Annotated in this window: 22 protein-coding genes; 17 read left to right on the top strand and 5 right to left on the bottom strand. The window is 44.2% G+C overall.

What is annotated here, in order from left to right:
- Positions 1-27: 27 nt before the first annotated feature.
- Positions 28-483 carry a cupin domain-containing protein gene (locus UH38_RS14235; RefSeq protein ID WP_045055326.1) on the bottom strand — a complete coding sequence of 152 codons (456 nt, stop codon included), beginning with the start codon at positions 481-483 and terminating at the stop codon, positions 28-30.
- Between the two features lie 108 nt (positions 484-591).
- On the opposite strand from UH38_RS14235, the gene UH38_RS14230 reads away from it, so the two are divergent.
- From UH38_RS14230 to nrdR, 4 genes are all read left to right on the top strand, one after another.
- Entirely contained in the window at positions 592-912 is a 321-nt protein-coding gene (locus UH38_RS14230) for a hypothetical protein (protein ID WP_045055325.1), read from the top strand.
- Between the two features lie 252 nt (positions 913-1,164).
- Complete coding sequence (gene psbB, locus UH38_RS14225) at positions 1,165-2,697, top strand: photosystem II chlorophyll-binding protein CP47 (protein WP_045055324.1); 1,533 nt, start codon at positions 1,165-1,167, stop codon at positions 2,695-2,697.
- A 204-nt stretch (positions 2,698-2,901) separates the two neighbouring features.
- The gene (locus UH38_RS25420) at positions 2,902-3,000 is read left to right on the top strand and encodes a photosystem II reaction center protein T (RefSeq protein ID WP_009632497.1); all 99 of its coding nucleotides are present in this window, start codon (positions 2,902-2,904) and stop codon (positions 2,998-3,000) included.
- 166 nt (positions 3,001-3,166) lie between these two features.
- Positions 3,167-3,652 (top strand): transcriptional regulator NrdR, encoded by a 486-nt coding sequence (gene nrdR / locus UH38_RS14220; RefSeq protein WP_045055380.1) that lies wholly within the window; start codon positions 3,167-3,169, stop codon positions 3,650-3,652.
- Between the two features lie 119 nt (positions 3,653-3,771).
- Here nrdR and UH38_RS26780 read toward each other — a convergent pair whose 3' ends face one another.
- Positions 3,772-3,909 carry a hypothetical protein gene (locus tag UH38_RS26780; protein WP_160295965.1) on the bottom strand — a complete coding sequence of 46 codons (138 nt, stop codon included), beginning with the start codon at positions 3,907-3,909 and terminating at the stop codon, positions 3,772-3,774.
- A 62-nt stretch (positions 3,910-3,971) separates the two neighbouring features.
- On the opposite strand from UH38_RS26780, the gene UH38_RS14215 reads away from it, so the two are divergent.
- From UH38_RS14215 to metK, 3 genes are all read left to right on the top strand, one after another.
- A complete protein-coding gene (locus UH38_RS14215) occupies positions 3,972-5,033 on the top strand; it encodes a 30S ribosomal protein S1 (RefSeq protein ID WP_045055323.1) in 1,062 nt (353 codons plus the stop codon).
- Positions 5,034-5,101: 68 nt separating this feature from the next.
- Entirely contained in the window at positions 5,102-5,833 is a 732-nt protein-coding gene (locus UH38_RS14210; protein ID WP_045055322.1) for an HAD family hydrolase, read from the top strand.
- Positions 5,834-5,930: 97 nt separating this feature from the next.
- Complete coding sequence (gene metK, locus UH38_RS14205; RefSeq protein ID WP_045055321.1) at positions 5,931-7,184, top strand: methionine adenosyltransferase; 1,254 nt, start codon at positions 5,931-5,933, stop codon at positions 7,182-7,184.
- A gap of 68 nt (positions 7,185-7,252) precedes the next feature.
- On the opposite strand, the gene UH38_RS14200 is transcribed toward metK, so the two are convergent.
- Positions 7,253-8,512: a bifunctional folylpolyglutamate synthase/dihydrofolate synthase gene (locus UH38_RS14200; RefSeq protein ID WP_045055379.1), complete on the bottom strand. Its 1,260-nt coding sequence runs from the start codon at positions 8,510-8,512 to the stop codon at positions 7,253-7,255.
- Between the two features lie 136 nt (positions 8,513-8,648).
- On the opposite strand from UH38_RS14200, the gene UH38_RS14195 reads away from it, so the two are divergent.
- From UH38_RS14195 to UH38_RS14185, 3 genes are all read left to right on the top strand, one after another.
- Complete coding sequence (locus UH38_RS14195; protein ID WP_045055378.1) at positions 8,649-8,882, top strand: hypothetical protein; 234 nt, start codon at positions 8,649-8,651, stop codon at positions 8,880-8,882.
- A gap of 188 nt (positions 8,883-9,070) precedes the next feature.
- Entirely contained in the window at positions 9,071-9,730 is a 660-nt protein-coding gene (locus tag UH38_RS14190) for a ComF family protein (protein WP_045055320.1), read from the top strand.
- A 128-nt stretch (positions 9,731-9,858) separates the two neighbouring features.
- Positions 9,859-10,317: a PPC domain-containing protein gene (locus UH38_RS14185; protein WP_045055319.1), complete on the top strand. Its 459-nt coding sequence runs from the start codon at positions 9,859-9,861 to the stop codon at positions 10,315-10,317.
- 24 nt (positions 10,318-10,341) lie between these two features.
- Here the strand turns inward: UH38_RS14185 and cobS are convergent, their stop codons facing one another.
- Positions 10,342-11,115 carry an adenosylcobinamide-GDP ribazoletransferase gene (gene cobS / locus UH38_RS14180; protein WP_045055318.1) on the bottom strand — a complete coding sequence of 258 codons (774 nt, stop codon included), beginning with the start codon at positions 11,113-11,115 and terminating at the stop codon, positions 10,342-10,344.
- A gap of 286 nt (positions 11,116-11,401) precedes the next feature.
- On the opposite strand from cobS, the gene UH38_RS24875 reads away from it, so the two are divergent.
- From UH38_RS24875 to UH38_RS14160, 4 genes are all read left to right on the top strand, one after another.
- On the top strand, positions 11,402-14,953 hold the full coding sequence (locus UH38_RS24875; protein ID WP_052672388.1) for a PAS domain S-box protein: 3,552 nt from the start codon (positions 11,402-11,404) through the stop codon (positions 14,951-14,953).
- Positions 14,954-15,284: 331 nt separating this feature from the next.
- Positions 15,285-15,737 (top strand): hypothetical protein, encoded by a 453-nt coding sequence (locus UH38_RS14170; RefSeq protein ID WP_045055376.1) that lies wholly within the window; start codon positions 15,285-15,287, stop codon positions 15,735-15,737.
- Between the two features lie 67 nt (positions 15,738-15,804).
- Positions 15,805-16,920, top strand: coding sequence for a tRNA guanosine(34) transglycosylase Tgt (tgt, locus tag UH38_RS14165; RefSeq protein ID WP_045055317.1), 1,116 nt, complete (start codon positions 15,805-15,807; stop codon positions 16,918-16,920).
- A 235-nt stretch (positions 16,921-17,155) separates the two neighbouring features.
- Positions 17,156-17,293, top strand: coding sequence for a photosystem II reaction center protein K (locus UH38_RS14160; protein ID WP_045055316.1), 138 nt, complete (start codon positions 17,156-17,158; stop codon positions 17,291-17,293).
- A gap of 60 nt (positions 17,294-17,353) precedes the next feature.
- Here UH38_RS14160 and UH38_RS14155 read toward each other — a convergent pair whose 3' ends face one another.
- Positions 17,354-17,809 (bottom strand): hypothetical protein, encoded by a 456-nt coding sequence (locus UH38_RS14155; RefSeq protein ID WP_045055315.1) that lies wholly within the window; start codon positions 17,807-17,809, stop codon positions 17,354-17,356.
- A gap of 168 nt (positions 17,810-17,977) precedes the next feature.
- Between UH38_RS14155 and surE the strand changes: the two genes are divergently transcribed.
- The 3 genes from surE to cobT all read left to right on the top strand — a co-directional run bounded on the left by surE (position 17,978) and on the right by cobT (position 20,589).
- Complete coding sequence (gene surE, locus UH38_RS14150; RefSeq protein WP_045055314.1) at positions 17,978-18,658, top strand: 5'/3'-nucleotidase SurE; 681 nt, start codon at positions 17,978-17,980, stop codon at positions 18,656-18,658.
- Positions 18,659-18,722: 64 nt separating this feature from the next.
- Positions 18,723-19,442 carry a DUF2232 domain-containing protein gene (locus UH38_RS14145; protein WP_082065389.1) on the top strand — a complete coding sequence of 240 codons (720 nt, stop codon included), beginning with the start codon at positions 18,723-18,725 and terminating at the stop codon, positions 19,440-19,442.
- A gap of 49 nt (positions 19,443-19,491) precedes the next feature.
- A complete protein-coding gene (gene cobT / locus UH38_RS14140) occupies positions 19,492-20,589 on the top strand; it encodes a nicotinate mononucleotide-dependent phosphoribosyltransferase CobT (protein WP_045055313.1) in 1,098 nt (365 codons plus the stop codon).

The following is a 20,589-nucleotide window of genomic DNA, read 5'->3' as shown; positions in this document are numbered from 1 at the left end:
GTAAGTGGATATCTTCATTATTGCCTTTCAATACAAACTACCGTCTTTATGAGTAAATATCCAGCCGTTGGCACTGTATTCGGAAATTAAGTCGTCATCTGGGTAACTCACTTTGTCATTGGGGGTGCGATCGCCAATTTCTAAATATGTAGCCTTACTACTACTGCGATTAATCAAACAATGACCGTTAGCAACTCCGGCTGCAAACCCCGCAGCCATTCCTGCTGTTAAAACTTCCTCTCCAGCATCAGTTACTAAAACAATTTCTCCTGACAGCACATAAATAAATTCGTCTTGTTTTTCGTGCCAATGTCTGAGCGCTGAAGCACTTCCAGGCGCAAGTTCTACCAAATTCACGCCAAAATTCTGCAGATTAGCAGCATTTCCCAAACGCTTTTTAATCCGTCCGGCGACTAAATGCTTAAATTGTTCGGGATAATTAGAACCGCGACTATCTGGTACGCGATCGGGATTAATTAACATAAACTTCGTCTAATATCTCCCGCTCACCATACCATCAATTATTTCCTACATTTGGCAGATCGCGCTATTGTAAACAGCAGCCAACATTTCTCCTAATTCAACAAGTAAGTGAAATACTTTTTTCTCACCGATGGCTGGACAGTGGGCAGAGTATGGGCAAGCGATGGTTTGTGGAACGAAATAGCTTGGCGGCGGCTGCCAGATATTCAACGCCTGAATCTTAAATTAGTGACCGAAAACGAAAAGTTATGGCTGTATCGAGTAGAAGAAATAGTTTTGACAGTAGAAGTTAAGCCAATTGCACCCCTACCAAATGCGATCGCCTCAGTAACCTTAAAACGCCTAATAGATGCCCAGCAAGTAATCGAACGCCTCAGTGCCGCCGAAGCCAACTGCCAAATTAACAACCTGCAATTATTAGTAGAATAGCCTGTCAACCCCCCACTAACAACTGGTCACTGGTCACTGGTCACTGGTCACTGTCATACGATGCTCTTGCAATCGGGTCAGTCAATAGTTACACTTTTTTAATAATTCTCATTTTGTTTGAAGTTTCCAATGCGAACCGCGATCGCTGTTTTAACCACAAACTACCGAATTGGCGGCAAGCAATTGGCAATAACAAAAAGCTGAAAAATTAACGATTGTAGACACTAACTCATCCTTGGAGGAGCGTAGTCAATGGGACTACCCTGGTATCGAGTACACACAGTCGTTCTGAACGATCCAGGACGATTGATTTCTGTACACTTAATGCATACTGCCCTAGTTGCAGGTTGGGCTGGTTCAATGGCTTTATACGAACTAGCTATTTTCGATCCTAGCGATCCAGTTCTCAACCCCATGTGGCGGCAAGGAATGTTCGTACTGCCCTTTATGGCACGTCTAGGCGTAACTCAATCTTGGGGTGGCTGGAACATTACTGGTGGCGCAGCAACCGATCCTGGTTTTTGGTCGTTTGAAGGCGTTGCTGCTGCTCATATCGTCCTTTCTGGTTTATTATTCCTAGCTGCCTGCTGGCACTGGGTTTATTGGGATTTAGAACTATTTAGAGATCCGCGTACTGGCGAACCTGCTTTAGATTTGCCCAAAATGTTCGGCATCCATTTATTCTTATCTGGTTTGCTTTGCTTTGGTTTTGGTGCTTTTCACCTCACAGGTTTATTTGGTCCGGGAATGTGGGTTTCTGACCCCTACGGCTTGACGGGAAGCGTCCAACCAGTCGCCCCTGAATGGGGACCTGCGGGCTTTAACCCCTTTAATGCTGGTGGCGTGGTGGCTCACCACATAGCTGCTGGTATTGTCGGCATTATCGCTGGTTTATTCCACCTGACAGTTAGACCACCCGAACGGCTTTACAAAGCCCTACGGATGGGTAATATCGAAACCGTACTATCAAGCAGTATCGCCGCAGTTTTCTTTGCTGCGTTCGTAGTTGCTGGCACGATGTGGTATGGTAACGCCACAACTCCAATTGAACTATTTGGTCCTACCCGCTATCAGTGGGATCAAAACTATTTCAAACAAGAAATCGATCGCCGCGTTGAAGCTGGTGTAGCTGAAGGTCAAACCCTATCTGCTGCTTGGTCAGCTATTCCTGAAAAACTCGCCTTCTACGACTACGTAGGCAACGATCCTGCTAAAGGTGGTTTGTTCCGCGTCGGACCGATGGATAAAGGCGATGGTATTGCTCAAGGTTGGCTAGGTCATCCAGTATTTAAGGATGGCGAAGGTAGAGAGTTAAGCGTGCGTCGTCTGCCTAACTTTTTTGAAACTTTCCCTGTCGTCCTAACTGATGCTGATGGCATTGTCCGCGCGGATATTCCTTTCCGTCGGGCTGAATCTAAGTATAGCTTCGAGCAAGCAGGTATTACTGCTAGCTTCTACGGCGGTGCTTTAGACGGTCAAACCTTTGACGATCCGGCTGAAGTCAAGAAGTACGCGCGTAAAGCTCAATTGGGCGAACCCTTTGAGTTCGATCGCGAAAAACTCAATTCTGACGGTGTATTCCGTACCTCTCCTAGAGGCTGGTTTACCTACGGACACGCTGTATTTGCCCTATTGTTCTTCTTCGGACACCTCTGGCATGGTTCTCGGACTATCTACCGAGATGTATTTGCTGGCGTGGAAGCAGACCTAGAAGAGCAAGTCGAATGGGGTCTGTTCCAAAAAGTGGGCGACAAGACAACCCGCGCCCGCAAGGAAGCAGCTTAGTAACAGTGACCAGTTACCAGTGACCAGTTACCAGTGAATAATTGGATTGAGGATTTAACTGGTTAACTGTCTATCACTGGTAACTGTGTTAAGAACGGTTAAACAATTACTCATACAGCATTGAATGTAGGTAATTTGCTCGACCGTTCTTTTCTTTTGCTTGGTAAACTAACAGTAATAACTAGCTCATTTGGAACTTGTGATATGGAAAGTGTTGCTTACATTTTGATTCTTGCCCTTGCCATCGGCACTTTGTTCTTTGCGATCGCTTTTCGCGAACCACCCCGCATTGAGAAGAAGTAGAGCGTAATTGCCCTAGCAGTTTTATCGAAACGTTCTTGACCGCTGTTACTCTACTTGTAGCAGCGGTTGTAATATTAGCTCTAATGCCAAAGATGCTTTGGCAAGAAATGGGGAGCAGACACAAGATTTTAACGATTCCCCTTTTACCTACTTTGGCAAGAAGTTTATGCAATGTCCTTTCTGCCAGCATCCAGATAATCGCGTCCTAGAATCGCGTTCTACCGAAGCCGGACAAAGTATTAGAAGGCGGCGGGAATGTTTGAAATGCCTGCGTCGGTTTACGACTTACGAACGGATTGAATTTGTGCCGATTACCGTAGTCAAGCAAAACGGCGATCGCGAATTATTCGATCGCTCGAAAATTCTGCGGGGAATTGTCCGCGCTTGCCAAAAAACAGGGATAACTTACCTCAAATTAGAGGCATTAGTTGATGAAATTGAGTCAGAACTGCAACAGCGTACAGTACGCGAAGTTTCTAGCTCGGAAATTGGTAGTTTGGTATTAGAGCAACTAAAAACTATTAGCGAAGTTGCTTACGTGCGGTTTGCGTCTGTATATCGCCAATTTAAAAATATTCGCGATTTTGTCGAAACATTAGACGATTTAGCAAGCAACGATGAAGCTGTAGAGCGCGAAGCTGTAATTGGCTAATCATTAAAAATTTTGCGATCGGCAATCTATTATTCCTAGATAAAATGAAAATGACCCCTCTTCCTCAGGTATAATGAAGGGTCTGGATACTAATGCCAATAGAGTTTATTTGTCCTACGCTAGGATAATGACAGTAAGTTGTAATTAGCTTTCAGGCGATCGCCGTCCATCACCAACGGGCTAACCAAACCCGCAACAGGAAAGCCTTGTACTAGCGCAAATTGCCTAGGACAAGAAATGGTGTAAATTGCCGCCAATTAAGGCGTGCAGATGCATCGTAGGAGGCAAAAAATACGGAGACTATCAGGAAAACATAAGCATGGTCAATCAGAAACAATCAACCTTAGACATCGGCTTTACTCACGACGATTTTGCGGCGCTGCTCGACAAGTATGATTATCACTTTAGTCCAGGAGATGTCGTCGCAGGTACAGTATTTAGTATCGAGCCGCGAGGCGCTCTGATTGACATTGGTGCTAAAACAGCAGCTTACATTCCCATTCAGGAAATGTCGATTAATCGGGTAGATGCCCCAGAAGAAGTTTTACAATCTAACGAAACAAGAGAATTTTTTATTCTCACTGATGAAAACGAAGACGGACAGCTAACGCTTTCGATTCGTCGCATCGAGTATATGCGTGCCTGGGAGCGCGTCAGACAACTGCAAACAGAAGATGCTACAGTGCGATCGGCTGTATTTGCCACCAATCGCGGCGGTGCGTTGGTAAGAATTGAAGGCTTGCGCGGATTTATTCCTGGTTCGCACATCAGCACCCGCAAACCTAAAGAAGATTTGTTAGGCGAAGAACTACCGCTAAAATTTTTGGAAGTAGATGAAGATCGCAACCGCCTAGTTCTCAGCCATCGTCGTGCTTTAGTAGAGCGCAAGATGAACCGTTTGGAAGTCGGCGAAGTAGTAATTGGTACAGTACGCGGGATCAAGCCTTACGGTGCGTTCATCGATATTGGTGGCGTGAGCGGACTACTACACATTTCCGAAATCTCTCACGATCATATCGATACCCCGCATAGCGTCTTCAACGTCAATGATGAGTTGAAAGTTATGATTATTGACTTGGATGCAGAAAGAGGACGTATTTCTCTCTCTACCAAGCAATTAGAGCCAGAACCAGGCGATATGATCAAAGATCGGCAGTTAGTCTTCGATCGCGCGGAAGAAATGGCAGCTAAGTATCGCGAACAAATGATTGCCAAACAGCAAGGTATTACTCTAACTGAGGAAGAATCGCTCGAAGATATCCCGTCAGCGGTGGAAGAAGATATTCCGTCAGCAGTTGAAGAAGATATTCCGTCAGCAGCCATTGCAGAGGAAACCCCCGCAGCTATTGAAGAGGAAATACCTGCAGCCATTGAAGAATAGAGCAATGTAATATTTTTAGTTGGTTTAAGAGGGAAATTCCCTCTTTTTTTCTTGATAAGAGGTGATTTTTGGTAAATATAGTCTGTAAAAACGTGCAATTTACAAACATTCAGGCAATTATCTTTGATAAAGACGGCACGTTAGAAGATTCAGAAAACTACATTCGTAGCTTAGGACAAAAGCGATCGCGCCTGATCGATGCCCAAATTCCCGGTACGGGAGAACCTTTGTTAATGGCATTTGGTATTAATGGCGATAAACTCGATCCTACAGGACTACTCGCAGTAGCAAGCCGCTACGAATCGCAAATTGCCGCCGCCGCCTACATCGCCGAAACTGGTAGAGGATGGCTAGAAGCCTTAGAAATTGCTCGTCATGCCTTTGCTGAAGCCGACAAAGCGATCGGAACTACAGCTTCGCCTTTATTTATTGGTAGCTTAGAGGTACTTAAATATTTATCAGAAGCAGGCTTAAAACTGGGTATTCTTTCCGCTGCCTCTACCGCTAGAGTTCGCAATTTTGTCCAAACCCACCAACTAGACGATTATATTCAATTGCAGATGGGAGTAGATGCAGGAGGACTGAGCAAACCAGATCCAGCCTTATTTATTCAAGCTTGCCAAAATTTAGGCGTAGAACCGCGTCAGACATTAATGGTAGGCGATTCAATCGGCGATATAGAAATGGCGCGCCAAGCAGGTGCAGCAGGGTGTATAGGCATTTACTGGCATCAAACAGCAGCGCATTTGCGATCGGCAGATGTAGTAATTTCCCACCTAGAAGAAATCAAGTTGTTGTAAAGCCTGCTTAAATATTCTCAGCAAACGAGCTAACACAGTTATAATAGCCAGAATTTACCCTTATAATTACTAGCCAAGTCCCAAGGAGGAATTGCCCTTGTCTCGTCGCTATTTATTTACGTCCGAATCAGTTACAGAAGGTCATCCTGATAAAATCTGCGATCAAATTTCCGACACTATTTTAGATGCACTATTAACCCAAGATCCAACTAGCCGAGTAGCGGCAGAAGTTGTAGTCAATACAGGCTTAGTTTTAATTACTGGTGAAATTACCACCAAAGCTCAAGTTAATTATGTAGACCTAGCTCGTAAAAAAATTGCTGACATTGGTTATACAGAAGCCGAAAATGGTTTTTGTGCCAATAGTTGCTCAGTCTTAGTTGCATTAGACGAACAATCTCCAGACATTGCCCAAGGCGTTAACACCGCCCAAGAAAGCCGAGAACAAGACAGCGACGAACAATTTGATGCCATTGGTGCAGGCGATCAAGGCTTAATGTTTGGGTTTGCTTGCAACGAAACTCCCGAACTAATGCCTTTGCCTATCAGCCTCGCACAGAGAATTGCTCGTCGTTTAGCAGCAGTTCGGAAAACAGGTCAATTGCCTTACCTGCGCCCAGACGGGAAAACTCAAGTTACTGTAACTTATGAAGATGGTAAACCAGTAGGGATCGATACTATCTTAGTTTCCACCCAACATACAGCTAATATTGGCGACATTAGCGAACAAGAAGCAGTTCAAGCAAAAATTAAAGAAGACCTATGGGCAGCAGTAGTCGAGCCTGTATTTGCTGACTGTGACATCAAGCCTGACGAGCAGACCCGATTTTTGGTCAATCCGACCGGAAAATTTGTTGTCGGCGGACCGCAAGGCGACTCAGGGCTAACAGGACGCAAAATTATTGTCGATACATACGGTGGTTACTCCCGACATGGTGGCGGCGCATTTTCTGGCAAAGATCCCACAAAAGTAGATCGTAGCGCTGCTTATGCTTGCCGTTACGTAGCCAAAAACATCGTTGCTGCAGGACTCGCCGAAAAGTGCGAAGTCCAGCTAAGTTATGCGATCGGAGTAGCAAGACCAGTCAGCATCTTAGTAGAAACCTTCGGTACAGGCAAAATAGACGACGATCGCTTGTTAGAGTTAGTCAAACAGCACTTTGAACTGCGCCCAGCAGGAATCATCCATGCCTTTAACCTGCGTCAAATCCCAGGCGAACGAGGCGGACGCTTCTACCAAGACGTAGCAGCCTACGGTCATTTTGGGCGTACAGACTTAGAGCTACCTTGGGAGCAAACAGACAAAGCAGCAATACTTAGCGAAGCCTTGACTCAATCAGTAACAGTTTAAAAACTAAGTTGACAGTAGTATATAGCCTAACCTTACACAAGCTGAGGTTAGGCTTTTTTAAATGCTGCTTATAAAGGCGAATAAGACTTGAAAAAATGCCCAACTAGATAAAGAGAACCACACAGCACGACAAGAGGCTCTGACGCTGCAACAGCAGCCTCTAAAGCGCTATTTAGATCCTTATGCACCTCGCATTTAAATATATTCGGGCAGATATCTTTAGCCAGACTAGCTAAAACTTGCGGATCTGCCGAACTATGGTCTGGTACTGGAACCAAGTGTAATAAATCGTCATCTCGCAACAAAGCTCTAAAAATATCAGCATGGTCTTTGGTCGCCAACATACCCATCACCCAAGTAACCGACTTAGCAGCTAAACCATCAACATACTGACGCAGATATTGAGCCGCAGCCGGATTATGAGCGCCATCAACCAACAAGTCGCAATCGTGCCAGCTAGTCCATTGAACGCGACCTAGCCAGCGAGTATTTGCCATCCCCAGCGCGATCGCATCTGGCGCAATTTGCCACCCATTTTGCTGCAAAACTTGGATTGTAGCGATCGCCACAGCCGAATTACTCAACTGCATTTCCCCAGCCAAAGGCAAAACAAACTCTACCCCCTTATACTCCACTATCCTTTGCGTACGCGGCTTCGCGGTTCTTAACTCCCTAGCCGACTCTACCCAAACAGCAGCACAATCCAATTCCTCAATCCGCGCCCTTACCACAGCTTCAGCTTCACTAGGCAATTGTCCCACCACAGCCCAACAACCAGGCTTAAGAATGCCCGCTTTTTCTCTAGCAATATCAGCCAAAGTCGGACCTAATTGCTGCCAATGTTCGCGACTAATCGAAGTTATAACAGCAACAAGCGGATTATCCACCACATTAGTAGCATCCAAACGCCCACCCAAGCCCACCTCAACTACAGCCACGTCTACCTGACTTTGGGCAAAATACAACCAAGCAGCAGCAGTAATCACCTCAAACTGAGTCGGCGTTTCGGTATCTGGTGCGATCGCCCTTTCAACTTCTGCTAGCAAGCTTTGCAACTTAGCTGTTGAAATCGGCTGTTCGTTTAAGCAAATACGTTCGTTCCAATCTACCAAATGCGGCGATGTATAGCGTCCAACGCGATAGCCAGCGCAACTTAGCACCGAAGACAAGTAAGCACAGACAGAACCTTTACCATTAGTTCCAGCCACATGAATCGTTGGGACTTTTTCGTGAGGATTGCCCAAATTAGCTAGCAATCGCCTAATTCGCTCCAAACCAAGATGAACGCCAAACCTTTGATAGGTTTGCAAAATAGAATCAATATCCACGTTAAGCAAAAAATGTGCAGTTACAAACTTATTTTTGGTATCGGCAAGCACATAATTATATCTTCTAATCGGCAGATGAATTGCCTAACTGTAGTGAGCCAAAACAGAGTTAGCAATTCGATCGGAGATGATTTTTATGCAAGCTACCGAAAATCAGCGAGCCATGAGCAACCTAGAGTACGATCTGCTCACAGCCTTAAAACACAAAGCCGAAGCCCTGAAAGCTTACGAAACATACATTCAAGATGCCCAGCAAATGCAGTCTCAACCTTGCGTTGAGTTGTTCCAAAAACTGCAACAGCAAGATATGCAGCAAGCTGAAGAACTGCGCCATCACCTCCAAGAAGTAATGCAAAAAGGCAAGATGTAGTACCTCTGTAGCAGATAAAAGCATTTTATTGATGGCACGATCACCCAGTACGATCGTGCCATTAAAATTGTCTTATAAGTGCAAGCTGGCAAATTAGTCAAGCCGCAAAGCGGCAATGCGATAAATTAAGGGGCTTGTAAGTTTCTTAAATTACGAATTACGAATTACGAATTACGAATTATTTGGTCATGGCAATTTGGACTAGGAACCTGTTAAATATATTTCTCAAGTCTAATTGTCCCTTATGCGATCGCCCTACCAATGCGGAACTTTGTTTAGATTGCACTAGGCAAATTCAAAAATGCCGTCTACCTAGCGATCGTAGTTTCCTCAAACAGGAAATACCAATATTTGTTTGGGGAAATTATCACGGCACTTTAAAAAGAGCGATCGCCGCACTCAAATATGACAACCAGCCGCAGCTAGCACGTCCTTTAGGCACTCGGTTAGCCCAAACTTGGCTACAATCTCAATTTGCTCGATCTGGGTTAATTGTCGTACCTATTCCCTTGCATATCAACAAACAAAAACAGCGCGGTTACAATCAAGCCTTGCTCTTAGCTCAAAGTTTTTGTGAAGTTACAGGACTTAAATGGCAACATGGTTTGGAGCGTCAGCAAGATACCGAGGCACAATTTAAATTATCTCCCTTACAACGCGAACAAAATTTGGCAATGGCGTTTAAATTAAGCCCGAAATTTTGCCAGCACCAGCCAACCAACAGGGTTCTATTACTAGATGATATTTACACCACAGGCGCAACAGCCCGCCAAGCCGCTCAAACGCTACAACAACAAGGTATTGCAGTGTATGGTATGGTAGCGATCGCCACTAGCCAAAGGCAGTAGACCTTTTGCATAAGTCTACAATTCAACATACAAGGGGGACAACAGGGGGATAGAATTGCCAATCTACAGAGTGTTGCCTACTTTTGTAAGAAGTCTAATCAGCAAAAATTGTAATTGAGTAACTGTGCATGATCGTCAAAGCTTGTATATCTGGGTTAAGCCGCCTGTTGATAATTCCCACTTCATTACTTACGATCGCAATTGGCGCAACATATTCAGCCGTAGCTCAAAACAAGCTTTACAATCCTGTTGCTTTACCTCCTAGCAATGAAGTCAGAGACCAATTAACAGAAAATGATATCCCTACAGGACAAGGGGGATTTGCTCGCGATTATTTAGTCAAGTTTACAAAAGGCGACAATGTAGCGATCGATCTAACTTCAGATAGCTTCGATGCAATGGTCATGTTGCTAGCAGCAGACGGGACAACAATCTCAGAGAACGATGACGGACCCGACGGAACTACAAATTCTTTATTATTTACGCGGATTAAAGCTACAGGTACTTATGTCGTCCGCGTTCGGGCTTTTGGCGAAACAGGTGTAGGCAATTTTCGCCTCAAAGTTACCCGTTTGCGACCTGCGTAGGGATATTGTAGAGACGTAGCAGTGCTATGTCTCTACGGTTGTTAACAAACACAAATACAATGCTTCTGTCCATTCTACGACAGCCCCGTAGGTGTCGCCTGTATGCCCGCCTAGCTGGCGATTGAACCAAGCGCCTGTCAAAAAAGCGATCGCTATTCCTCCAACAGCCATGTACAAAGAAAAGCGATCGCTACCTAAGAATATTGGCAAAGCGCTCAAACCCAGCAATAACAATAAGCTAGGTAATAAATCCCAATACGAACGGACAGCGGCTTTGTGAAATGCACCTTTACCAGTGGATTTGAGATAAAGATATTTAAGTATTGCTAGTTGTTGTCCATAGCGTCCCCAGCCACAAGCAGCCATTAATATCAACCAACGGTAGCTATGTAATTCAGTCAAAGCCGCAGTTTTGATGAGTAAAAGAGCGATCGCAGCCATTGCCCCAAAAGCACCTGTAGCACTATCTGACATTACTTGCAATCGCCTCTGCCGATCTTGAACAGCTAGCCCGTCTGCTGTATCCATTACCCCGTCCAAATGCAACCCACCAGTGATGAGTATCCAGCACGCAACTACTAAAACGCTATTGGTTAGCACTGGAACGCCGATCGATTGCAGACCTAAATCGAGTATGCCTAAAATTGCGCCAATAATTAACCCAACTAACGGCGCAAAACGCGCTACAAGCTGAAAGTCCAAATTTGTGAAGGGGATGGGAATACAAGTATAGAAAGCGATCGCTGCCATTAGTTCTAAACTAAGTTTTCTCCACCAACAGCACCAACCTGTTTTCATACTATTTCTCTATTGCTATTTGTCAGCTTTCGTTGTTTTTTGCCGCATATTTATTTTTATTTCTAAAAATTAAGTAATAAAACTGAGGCGTTCGGCAACTATATCAGTTGATGATAGTGGGAAATTTAGCAGCTACCTTAACTGGATTGCCAACATTGTCAATTATTAGCTTGCCAACAGAAGTACCTTTGTTTATCCGAGCAGAGACTTCAGACACGATTAAACTGACAAACACTAATGTATTACGTTGGGACAAAAACACAGATTACAACTGTACTTTTCATCCATGCTACCGACTTACGATCTCTCTTTAGTTATCCTTTCGATAATAATTGCGATTATTTCCTCTCTAACAGCTTTAACTCTGGCAGGAAGAGTTACAGCCGCCGCCGAGCGAGGGCGTAAACTTTGGCTTGCTGGTGGAGCAGTAGCAATGGGAAGTGGGATATGGTCGCTACACTTCATTGCCATGCTCGCCTACAAACTACCAACTGCCGTAGCATATAACAGTTGGGTGGTATTTGCTTCATTAGTTATAGCCATTTTTGTAGCTGGGCTGTCACTTTACATAATTAGCCATGAGTATTTAGGAAAACTTCAGTTTTGGGCTAGTGGTAGCATAATGGGCAGTGCGATCGCGCTAATGCATTACGTTGGCATGGCAGCAATGCAACTAGAGGCAGAAATTACATACAATCGCCGATTGGTAGTTTTATCTGTATTAGTAGCGATCGTTGGCTCTTACGCAGCATTATGGCTAACTTTTCAACGGCGCAAAGATGCGAGCGCAACTTTTTGGCGCAAGAGTGCTAGCGTCTTCATTATGGTCAGCGCGATCGCCGGACTGCATTATATAGGTATGAGCGCAGTATCCTGGCAAGCAGACAATCCTAGCGCGATCGGACAATATACTCAAGAGCATTTAGATCTAGCACTAGCAATTGGTATTACTACCTTAGTTATCCTTGGACTAGCACTGCAAGCTGCCTTTGTCGCTCGTCGCTTGCAGATCGAAGTCGCCCTTGCTGAAAGCCAACGCCGACTAGCTACTTTAATCGACTCTTTACCAGGAATTGTCTATTCCTGTAATAACGATCCTCATTGGTCGATGATTTACCTCAGCGAAGGTTGCTTTAATCTCACTGGCTACCACAGTTCTGAATTAGTAGGAATTCAAGGAGGTTATAACGCCATTACCCATCCTGAAGATTTACCCAACGTTCTCCAAACTATTAATACCGCAGTTGAAAACAAGCAGCCCTACGTTGTAGAGTATCGCATTAAAACTAAATCCGGTGAGTATAAGTGGTTGTGGGAAAAAGGTAGCGGCGTGTTCGGTGAATCGGGAACTTTGCTAAGTTTAGAAGGTTTTATTACTGATATTACAAAACTCAAGGATTCGCAAGCAGGACTAAGACAAGCAGAAGCAAAGTATCGCAGTATCTTTGAAAATGCCACAGAAGGAATTTTTCAAACCACAATCGACGGCAAATATATTAGTGCGAATCCAGCCTTAGCAAGAATTTACGGCTACGAGTCGCCGCAAGTATTGATAGCTGAGGTAACAGATATAAATCAACAATTGTATGTAGACTCCCATCGCCGTCAAGAGTTTATTTGCCTGATGCAACAAAATGGTGCAGTTTTGGGATTCGAGTCCAAAGTTTATAGGCGAGATGGTAGCGTAATTTGGATTTGCGAGAACGTACGCGCTGTTAAAGATGCTAGTGGCGCAATTTATTATGAGGGGACTGTAGAAGATATTAGCGATCGCAAACAACTACACGAACAACTAGAAATTCGCGTCGAGGAACGCACCGCTCAACTAACAAGAGAAATAATCGAACGCCAAAAAGCAGAGCAAGAAGTTCGACTGCTGCAAGCAATGACTCAAGCAATTAGCGAATCGCCAGACTTTCACTCAGCACTAGGAGTCGCTTTGCAACAAGTGTGTGAATTTACTGGCTGGAGTTTTGGCGAAGCTTGGATTCCTCAAGGTCAAACTTTGATTTGCAGCCCTTCATGGTACAGTAGCAGCCCAAAATTAGCAGAATTTAGAACAGATAGCCAAAACATAACCTTCGGCTCTAAAGTTGACTTACCAGGGCGTGTTTGGGCATCGCAGCAACCGGAGTGGATTGAGGATGTTTCCAGTCAAGGAGATAATATTTTCTTAAGAGCCTTGTCAGCCAAAAAAGTCGGCATCAAAGCAGGCTTTGGAGTACCAATTGTTGCACAATCGAGTCAAGAGCGGAAACCAGAAGTTTTGGCTGTTTTAGTATTTTTCACATTGATTTCTTGCCCCGAAGATAAAAGACAAGTAGAGCTTGTTTCTACAGTTGCAACTGCCTTAGATACACTGATGCAGCGCAAGCGAGCAGAATCATCCCTCAAAGAAAGTGAAGAACGTTACCGCGCTGTAGTCGAGCAAACATCTGAGGGAATTTTTCTTATAGATATTGCTACTAAACGCATACTGCAAACTAATGCTGCATTTGCTCGCTGGCTTGGTTATACCTGCGATGAGCTACTGCAACTTAATCTTTACGATCTAGTTGCTCTCGATCGCCAAATAATTGATGATAATGCTTTGCTCGTTTCGCAACAGCAACATTGCTTTATTGCTGAAGCACCACACCGCCGTAAAGATAATTCTCTGGTATGGGCGGAAGTGAATATAAATTGTATCTTTTACAACGATCGCCAGGTTTTTTGCGCGATCGTGCGCGATATTACCGAACGCAGACAAGCAGAGTTAGCCTTACGCTCTAGCTTGGCAACAAATCGCGCCTTGATTAATGCCATGCCAGATTTAATGTTTCGCCTTAATCGAGAAGGCGTGTACGTCAACTACAAAGCTGCCAAAGATGGCGATTTACTGCTGCCTCCCGACCTCTTTTTAGGTAAAAACGTCTATGAGGTTATGCCTCAAGAAATTGCCGAACCAACTATGCACCATATTACAAAAGCTTTTTCTACTAGCGAAGTGCAAGTTTTTGAATACCAGTTACACCTAGATGAAAAGCTGCACGATTATGAGGCAAGAATCGTTGTCAGCGCCGAAGATGAAGTAATGGCTTTGATTCGTGACATTACCGATCGCAAACGAGCAGAAGCAGATATACTCCACGCTCTAGCTAAAGAAAAGGAATTAGGCGAACTCAAGTCTCGCTTTGTAACTATGACTTCCCACGAATTTCGCACGCCCTTAACTACGATTTTATCTTCAGCAGAGCTACTGCAAAAGTACAGTTTTAAGTGGAGCGACGAGAAGAAAATGCAACATTTTTGGCGGATTCAAACAGCCGTCAAACGCATGACTGAACTATTGGAGGATGTCTTATTAATTGGCAAAGCAGAAGCCCAAAAGCTAGAATTCCAACCTGCTGCATTAGACTTAGTTCATTTTTGTCTCGATTTAGTAGATGAAGTCCAAATTACAACTGACAAACACAAAATTACTTTTGGTAGCCAATGCGATCGCGCTTTAGCCCAAATGGATGAAAAGTTGCTGCGCCATATTTTCAGCAACTTGCTCGTCAACGCTGTCAAATACTCGCCTCAAGGCGGAGAAATTAGCCTTGAGTTGGAATGCAACCTAAAAACAGCTATTTTCCACGTCCGAGATTGCGGCATTGGGATTCCCGAAAACGAACAAAAAAAACTGTTTGACTCGTTTCATCGCGCTAGTAATGTCGGCACAATTTCCGGTACGGGGTTGGGACTTGCGATCGTGAAAAAGTCTATAGATTTACACGGCGGTACTATTGAGCTAGAAAGTGAAGTTGGTGTTGGTACAACGTTTGTTGTTACTTTACCGTTAAATTGCTTGGGGTGAATTTTTGCTAGCGGCGATCGCCAGCAAATTGCCAAACTTGAGATAATATTGTGTCGTAGGCTGCTTTTTAACTGTAACTTTTTGTAAGTACATTAATCTTGTTTGCTAGCTAGCTTCTAGCCTTAAATCAAGCCGATTAAAGTTTTAACGGTTTTTCTTGTGTAAGACTTGGTAAGTTAGGTTCAACGTATCGAGGATAAAGGCAGGAGCTAACAAAATAGTTCTTGCCCCGCTCTATATGCTGCAAAGCCTATGTAACTTAGGATTTGTGCTTGTCAAATTGTGTTTATCTGCCAACATCAGACTATTTCCGCTTAGAGGCTGTTTTATTATGAGTGACCATCGCTCCGACACGAGGCTACCTGCTCCATGTATTGTTAACACTGGAATCATTGTTAACAAGATAGACATGGGACGACTGCTTGCCGATTTAGGGCGCGTCCGTTATGTCTATACTCAAGAAGGCAAGTTACAAAGCCAAGGAGAAGGTGATGTGATTGAGGTTTTTACTAACCCACAACAGTCTACTCTCATTGCCAATCAAGCCCTCTATCTAAATTTAGCTAGTTTTGATTATCTAGAACTAAAGCAATCTACCGAACAAGAAACTTACTTTGAATTAATCCAAGATAGTGCTTGCTTAACGCTAATTCCCCTTTCTACACCGTTGCAAGAGCGAGTTACGCGCACGTTGAACGCTAGCAGTTTGGAAGCAATGATGGATCAGGTACTATCAGCTAAGTGGGATGCCGAAATAGATGATGATGGGACTTGTCCGTTTTAAATGAAAAACTATACTTATTAACTCCTTTAAACTAAGGTTGATCGGACGGTAACGACGATTATTTTTGATGGCAGATTTTTCTTTTCAAGCCTTGGCTAACTGTAGCGAGACTAAAGCGCGGGTAGGTGTATTTTATACGCCTCATGGAGTGGTAGAAACTCCCCGATTTATGCCTGTAGGTACGCTAGCCAATGTCAAAACCATTACGCCCAAGCAACTACAAGAAACAGGGGCGCAAATGGTGTTATCTAACACTTATCACCTGCATTTGCAGCCTGGAGAGTCGATTGTCGGGCAAGCTGGAGGGTTGCACGCTTTCATGGGTTGGCAAGGTCCCATGCTTACTGATTCAGGCGGCTTTCAAGTTTTTAGCTTGAGTCAAATGCGGAAAATTTCCGAAGCAGGCGTAGTATTTCGCTCTCCTCATGGCGGAGAAATTATTAACTTTACGCCAGAGCTTTCGATTCAGATTCAAAATATTCTGGGTGCAGATGTAATTATGGCGTTTGACGAGTGTCCGCCGTACCCAGCTACCAGGGGAGAAGTTCAGGCTGCTTGCGATCGCACCTATCGCTGGCTAGAGCGGTGTATTGTCGCCCACAATCGCCCCGATCAAGCGTTATTTGGCATTGTCCAAGGTGGGGTGCATTTGGACTTAAGAGCGACTGCTGCTGAGGCGCTAGCAGCCCTAAATTTGCCTGGTTATGCTATCGGTGGCGTGAGTGTCGGAGAACCGCCAGAACTGATCGCCAAAATTGTTGCGGCGACAACGCCATTACTACCACTCGATAAACCTCGGTATCTAATGGGTGTAGGTACTTATAGAGAAATGGCACAAGCGATCGCATCAGGTATAGACTTATTCGATTGCGTGATTCCCACTCGTCTAGCCAGACACGGCGCGGCTTTAGTACAAGGCGAACGCTGGAATCTCAAAAATGCCCAATTTCGAGCAGATTTTACGCCTTTAGATGCGACTTGTCCTTGTTATGCTTGCCAGAATTTTACCCGCGCTTATATATCTCATTTAGTGCGATCGCAAGAAATCCTGGCTTATACTCTTTTAAGCATTCATAACATTACCGAGCTAGTTGGGTTTACCCAAAAAATTCGCGACAGTATATTGAGCGATCGTTTTGCTACAGATTTCGAGGATTGGCTTGCACCTACAGATAATTCGTAATTCGTAATTCGTAATTCGTAATTTATGGTTTCAAGCCCCTTAATTTATCAATGGAGAACAAAAAAAGGCGCAGCATCGCTAGTCATGGGGTAACAATGCGCGCATTGCCGCCTTGCGACTGACTGCACCTACAGATAATTTGCTAGATGCAGAATGAGATCGCAGGTGAATCGATAGCACTTTTATGTTAAGATGCATTTCAATTCTGAAAGCTGTGTTGTTGAGATAAAAATAGATGGAAGCCGCACTGTTGTTAGCAAAACTACCAGAAGCCTACGCGATTTTTAATCCGTTAGTAGACGTTCTGCCCATTATTCCAGTATTTTTCTTGCTGTTAGCTTTTGTTTGGCAAGCAGCAGTTGGTTTTAGATAATTTTTTGAATTGGTTTTAATTAACTTTTTTGGGGACAGGCTAGAAGTAGCCTGTCTTTTTTTACAACACCTTATGAGTATGAGAGTGCTGTTTTACGTTGTCTTCTTTGGTAACAACGCGGCTCATATTTAACACGCGCTTGCGTTCTGTGGAGTATTTAAAGTCATCGCGGGTTGTACCTACTGGAATATGAGCTTGAGCAACTTCGCGCCGCTTGTAGGTACGAGCAGCAGCGATCGCTCTAGCGACAAATTCGTCACTAAACTGCGCTGATTCGGGAAAACCTGCGGGTTTTTGAGGAGTATCGCCAGCAATTACTTCGCCTACAGTAGTAGCGTAAGCTAGCTTGTAGGAAGTAGGAATACCTTTAACAATCGCTTCTAAAGCTGCTGAGGGAATAGCTTCGATTACTTGAACTTCATGAACTTCGCCATCTTCTTTAACAAAGCAAGTAGCCAGCCCAAGAACTAGATAATCATCTGTCGATAAATCTGTAGCTGCAGTCAAATTTGTCATAAAAGTACGTTTGTAAATTAAAAAATTCCTAGTTGTTGCATTGTAGCAAGTTGCGATCGCCCCAATTTTGTAGAGAGGAGCGCGATCGCAAACTCTAAATTTACAGATATGCTAAAAAATCAGTGCTATAAAAGCTCTTTGCCCTTCACCTTTGTTCGATGACTTTTTATGACGTTAATTTTAACTAACGACGATGGCATAGATGCTCCAGGAATTAAAGCGCTGCTGAAAGCTGTAAACGGGCAAAAAGTAATAGTTGCGGCTCCTAGAGATCATTTATCAGGTTGCGGACATCAAGTTACTACCACAACAGCAATTCACGTTCGCCGCCGTTCGGATAATGAATATGCGATCGCAGGTACTCCCGCCGATTGTACGCGCCTAGCTTTGACACATATTTGCCCAGAAGCAAAAGTTGTGCTTTCAGGTATCAACGCTGGGGGTAATATGGGCGCTGATGTCTACATCTCAGGAACAGTTGCAGCAGTAAGAGAAGCAGCTTTTCATGGCGTGCTAGGAATTGCTATTTCTCACTACCGTAAAGGCAAGCGTAACGTTGATTGGGATACGGCTGCGAGATGGACTGCTAGCGTATTAAATGACTTACTTACGCGCCCAGTAGAACCAGGGACATATTGGAATGTCAATTTACCGCATTTAGAACCGCAAGATCTAGATCCAGAAATAGTATTTTGTCAGCCTTGTACCCGACCATTACCAGCAAATTATCGAGTAGAAGGCGATAATTTTTATTATGTAGGGGAATATGCCAAACGCGATCGCGCCCCTGGAACTGATGTTGATGTTTGCTTTTCTGGCAAAATCGCCATAACTCAACTGCACTTGTAATTCTCTAGCTTTTCCCTAACGGCAGGTTTAACGAGTAGACTTGAGAAAGACTTACAAATACTCCATGAGCGATTTTTCCTCTTCTCAAGCCGATCCACCTATCGAGCGATCGCAAGAAAAGCAAGATAACTTTTTAGAACCGCATCTTAGAACCGCTCCGCCTTTAAAAATGGTAGAAACAGCATTTTTAGCTAGTGCGGCAAGTCTAATTTATTTTATTAACTACTACTTCCCTTTGGGACCAGTATTGCAAATATTTTTCCCAGTACCGATCGCTCTACTATACCTGCGTTGGGGCAATCGTGCGGCTTGGATGGCAGCATTAGTTTCTGGGCTATTGCTTTCGGTACTTATGGGACCTACGCGTAGTATTACTTATGTTGTCCCTTACGCCTTGATGGGAGTGCTGCTAGGTGCTGTTTGGAAACGTCGTTCGCCTTGGATTGTTTCCATCGCTTTAGCGACGCTGTTAGGGGCATTTGGGGTGTTTTTTCGCCTCTGGTTGCTGCTAGTCCTATCGGGTGAAGATTTGTGGGTTTACTCAATTACCCAAGTCACAAATTTGCTGGAATGGGCGTTTCTCAAGCTAGGATTGTTAGCTCAACCAAGCGTATTTTTAGTAGAAGCACTAGCGATCGCCATAGTATTTGTCAACAATATTCTTTACCTATTTGCAGTACATTTAGTAGCGTGGTTTCTATTAGATCGTTTAGGTAATCCAATTCCGCGCCCGCCCTACTGGGTACAAGTATTAATGGATTACGAAGGCGATGTAGAGACGTAGCACTGCTACGTCTAAAAAACCGCAGGGAAGAAAAACAATATTGTCTACAATGATTCGCGTTTATAGTCAGTTAGATGTAGGCGATCGCTGGTTGCAGAACTATCGCGGTAGTTTACCTGTATTTGCTTGTGTTTTAGGCTTTACTGAGACTGGCTTGATTCCTGGAATCTCTGCGGCTGGCGCTACTCCCCAAGATCGCAAATACACTTGTTTAGCTGATGCAGAATTTCTCTACAATGGTGCTTGCTCTCAACCTCAGTACCCTTTACCACCCTTGGCTGCTGGCGCTTCGCCTGTACTAATTTCTCGCGCTGTAGTTGAAAGTTTATCTTTGCCTCTATATTTATTTAATGCTGGATTGCCGCAAATGCCTGTCGTCCCTACTATCGATTTAGGCGGAAGGCAAGCTTTATGCTTGAGTAGCGGTTGCGCTTTAGAATTAGGCACTGTCAAGCATCTTTTCTGTCAAGGCTTATTTTGGGGAGAAAAATTAGCAAAAAACCTAGCAAACAGATACTTAATTATTGGTGAATGCGTTGTCGGTGGAACTACTACAGCTTTAGCTGTACTTACTGCTTTAGGTATTGCAGCACAAGGAAAAGTTAATAGCAGTCACCCAGTTTGCAACCACAGCCAAAAATGGGATGTAGTCCAATCTGGACTCAAAAAGGCAATATCGTCCGATCCGATGCAAATTGTGGCTGCTGTGGGCGATCCAATGCAAATAGTAGTGGCAGGAATGACGATCGCCGCTAGCCGCTACTGCGGTGTTTTACTAGCTGGCGGTACGCAAATGTTGGCTGTTCATGCTTTAATTCAATCTCTTGCTCGCGCTTATAACTTAACCTGGCAGCCAGAAGCAGTAGTAGTAGGAACTACGCGCTGGGTAGCAGAAGATCCTACGGGAAATACTGTAAAGTTAGCACAGGCGATTGGTAACGTACCTCTTTTAGCCACCCAGCTAAGTTTTGCTACCTCTAGATATCAGCAATTGCAAGCTTACGAACAAGGTTTTGTCAAGGAAGGTATGGGCGCAGGAGGGGCTTGCATTGCCGCGCATCTGGCAAAAAATTGGCAGCAATTTGAACTGCTGCAAGCAATTGAGGCTTTGATGGCTAGACGCGAACTATTAACAATTCAAAATTAA

Origin of the sequence: Aliterella atlantica CENA595 (assembly GCF_000952155.1) — a bacterium.
Lineage (GTDB): Bacteria > Cyanobacteriota > Cyanobacteriia > Cyanobacteriales > Chroococcidiopsidaceae > Aliterella > Aliterella atlantica.
This window is presented reverse-complemented; position numbering and strand designations above follow the sequence as displayed.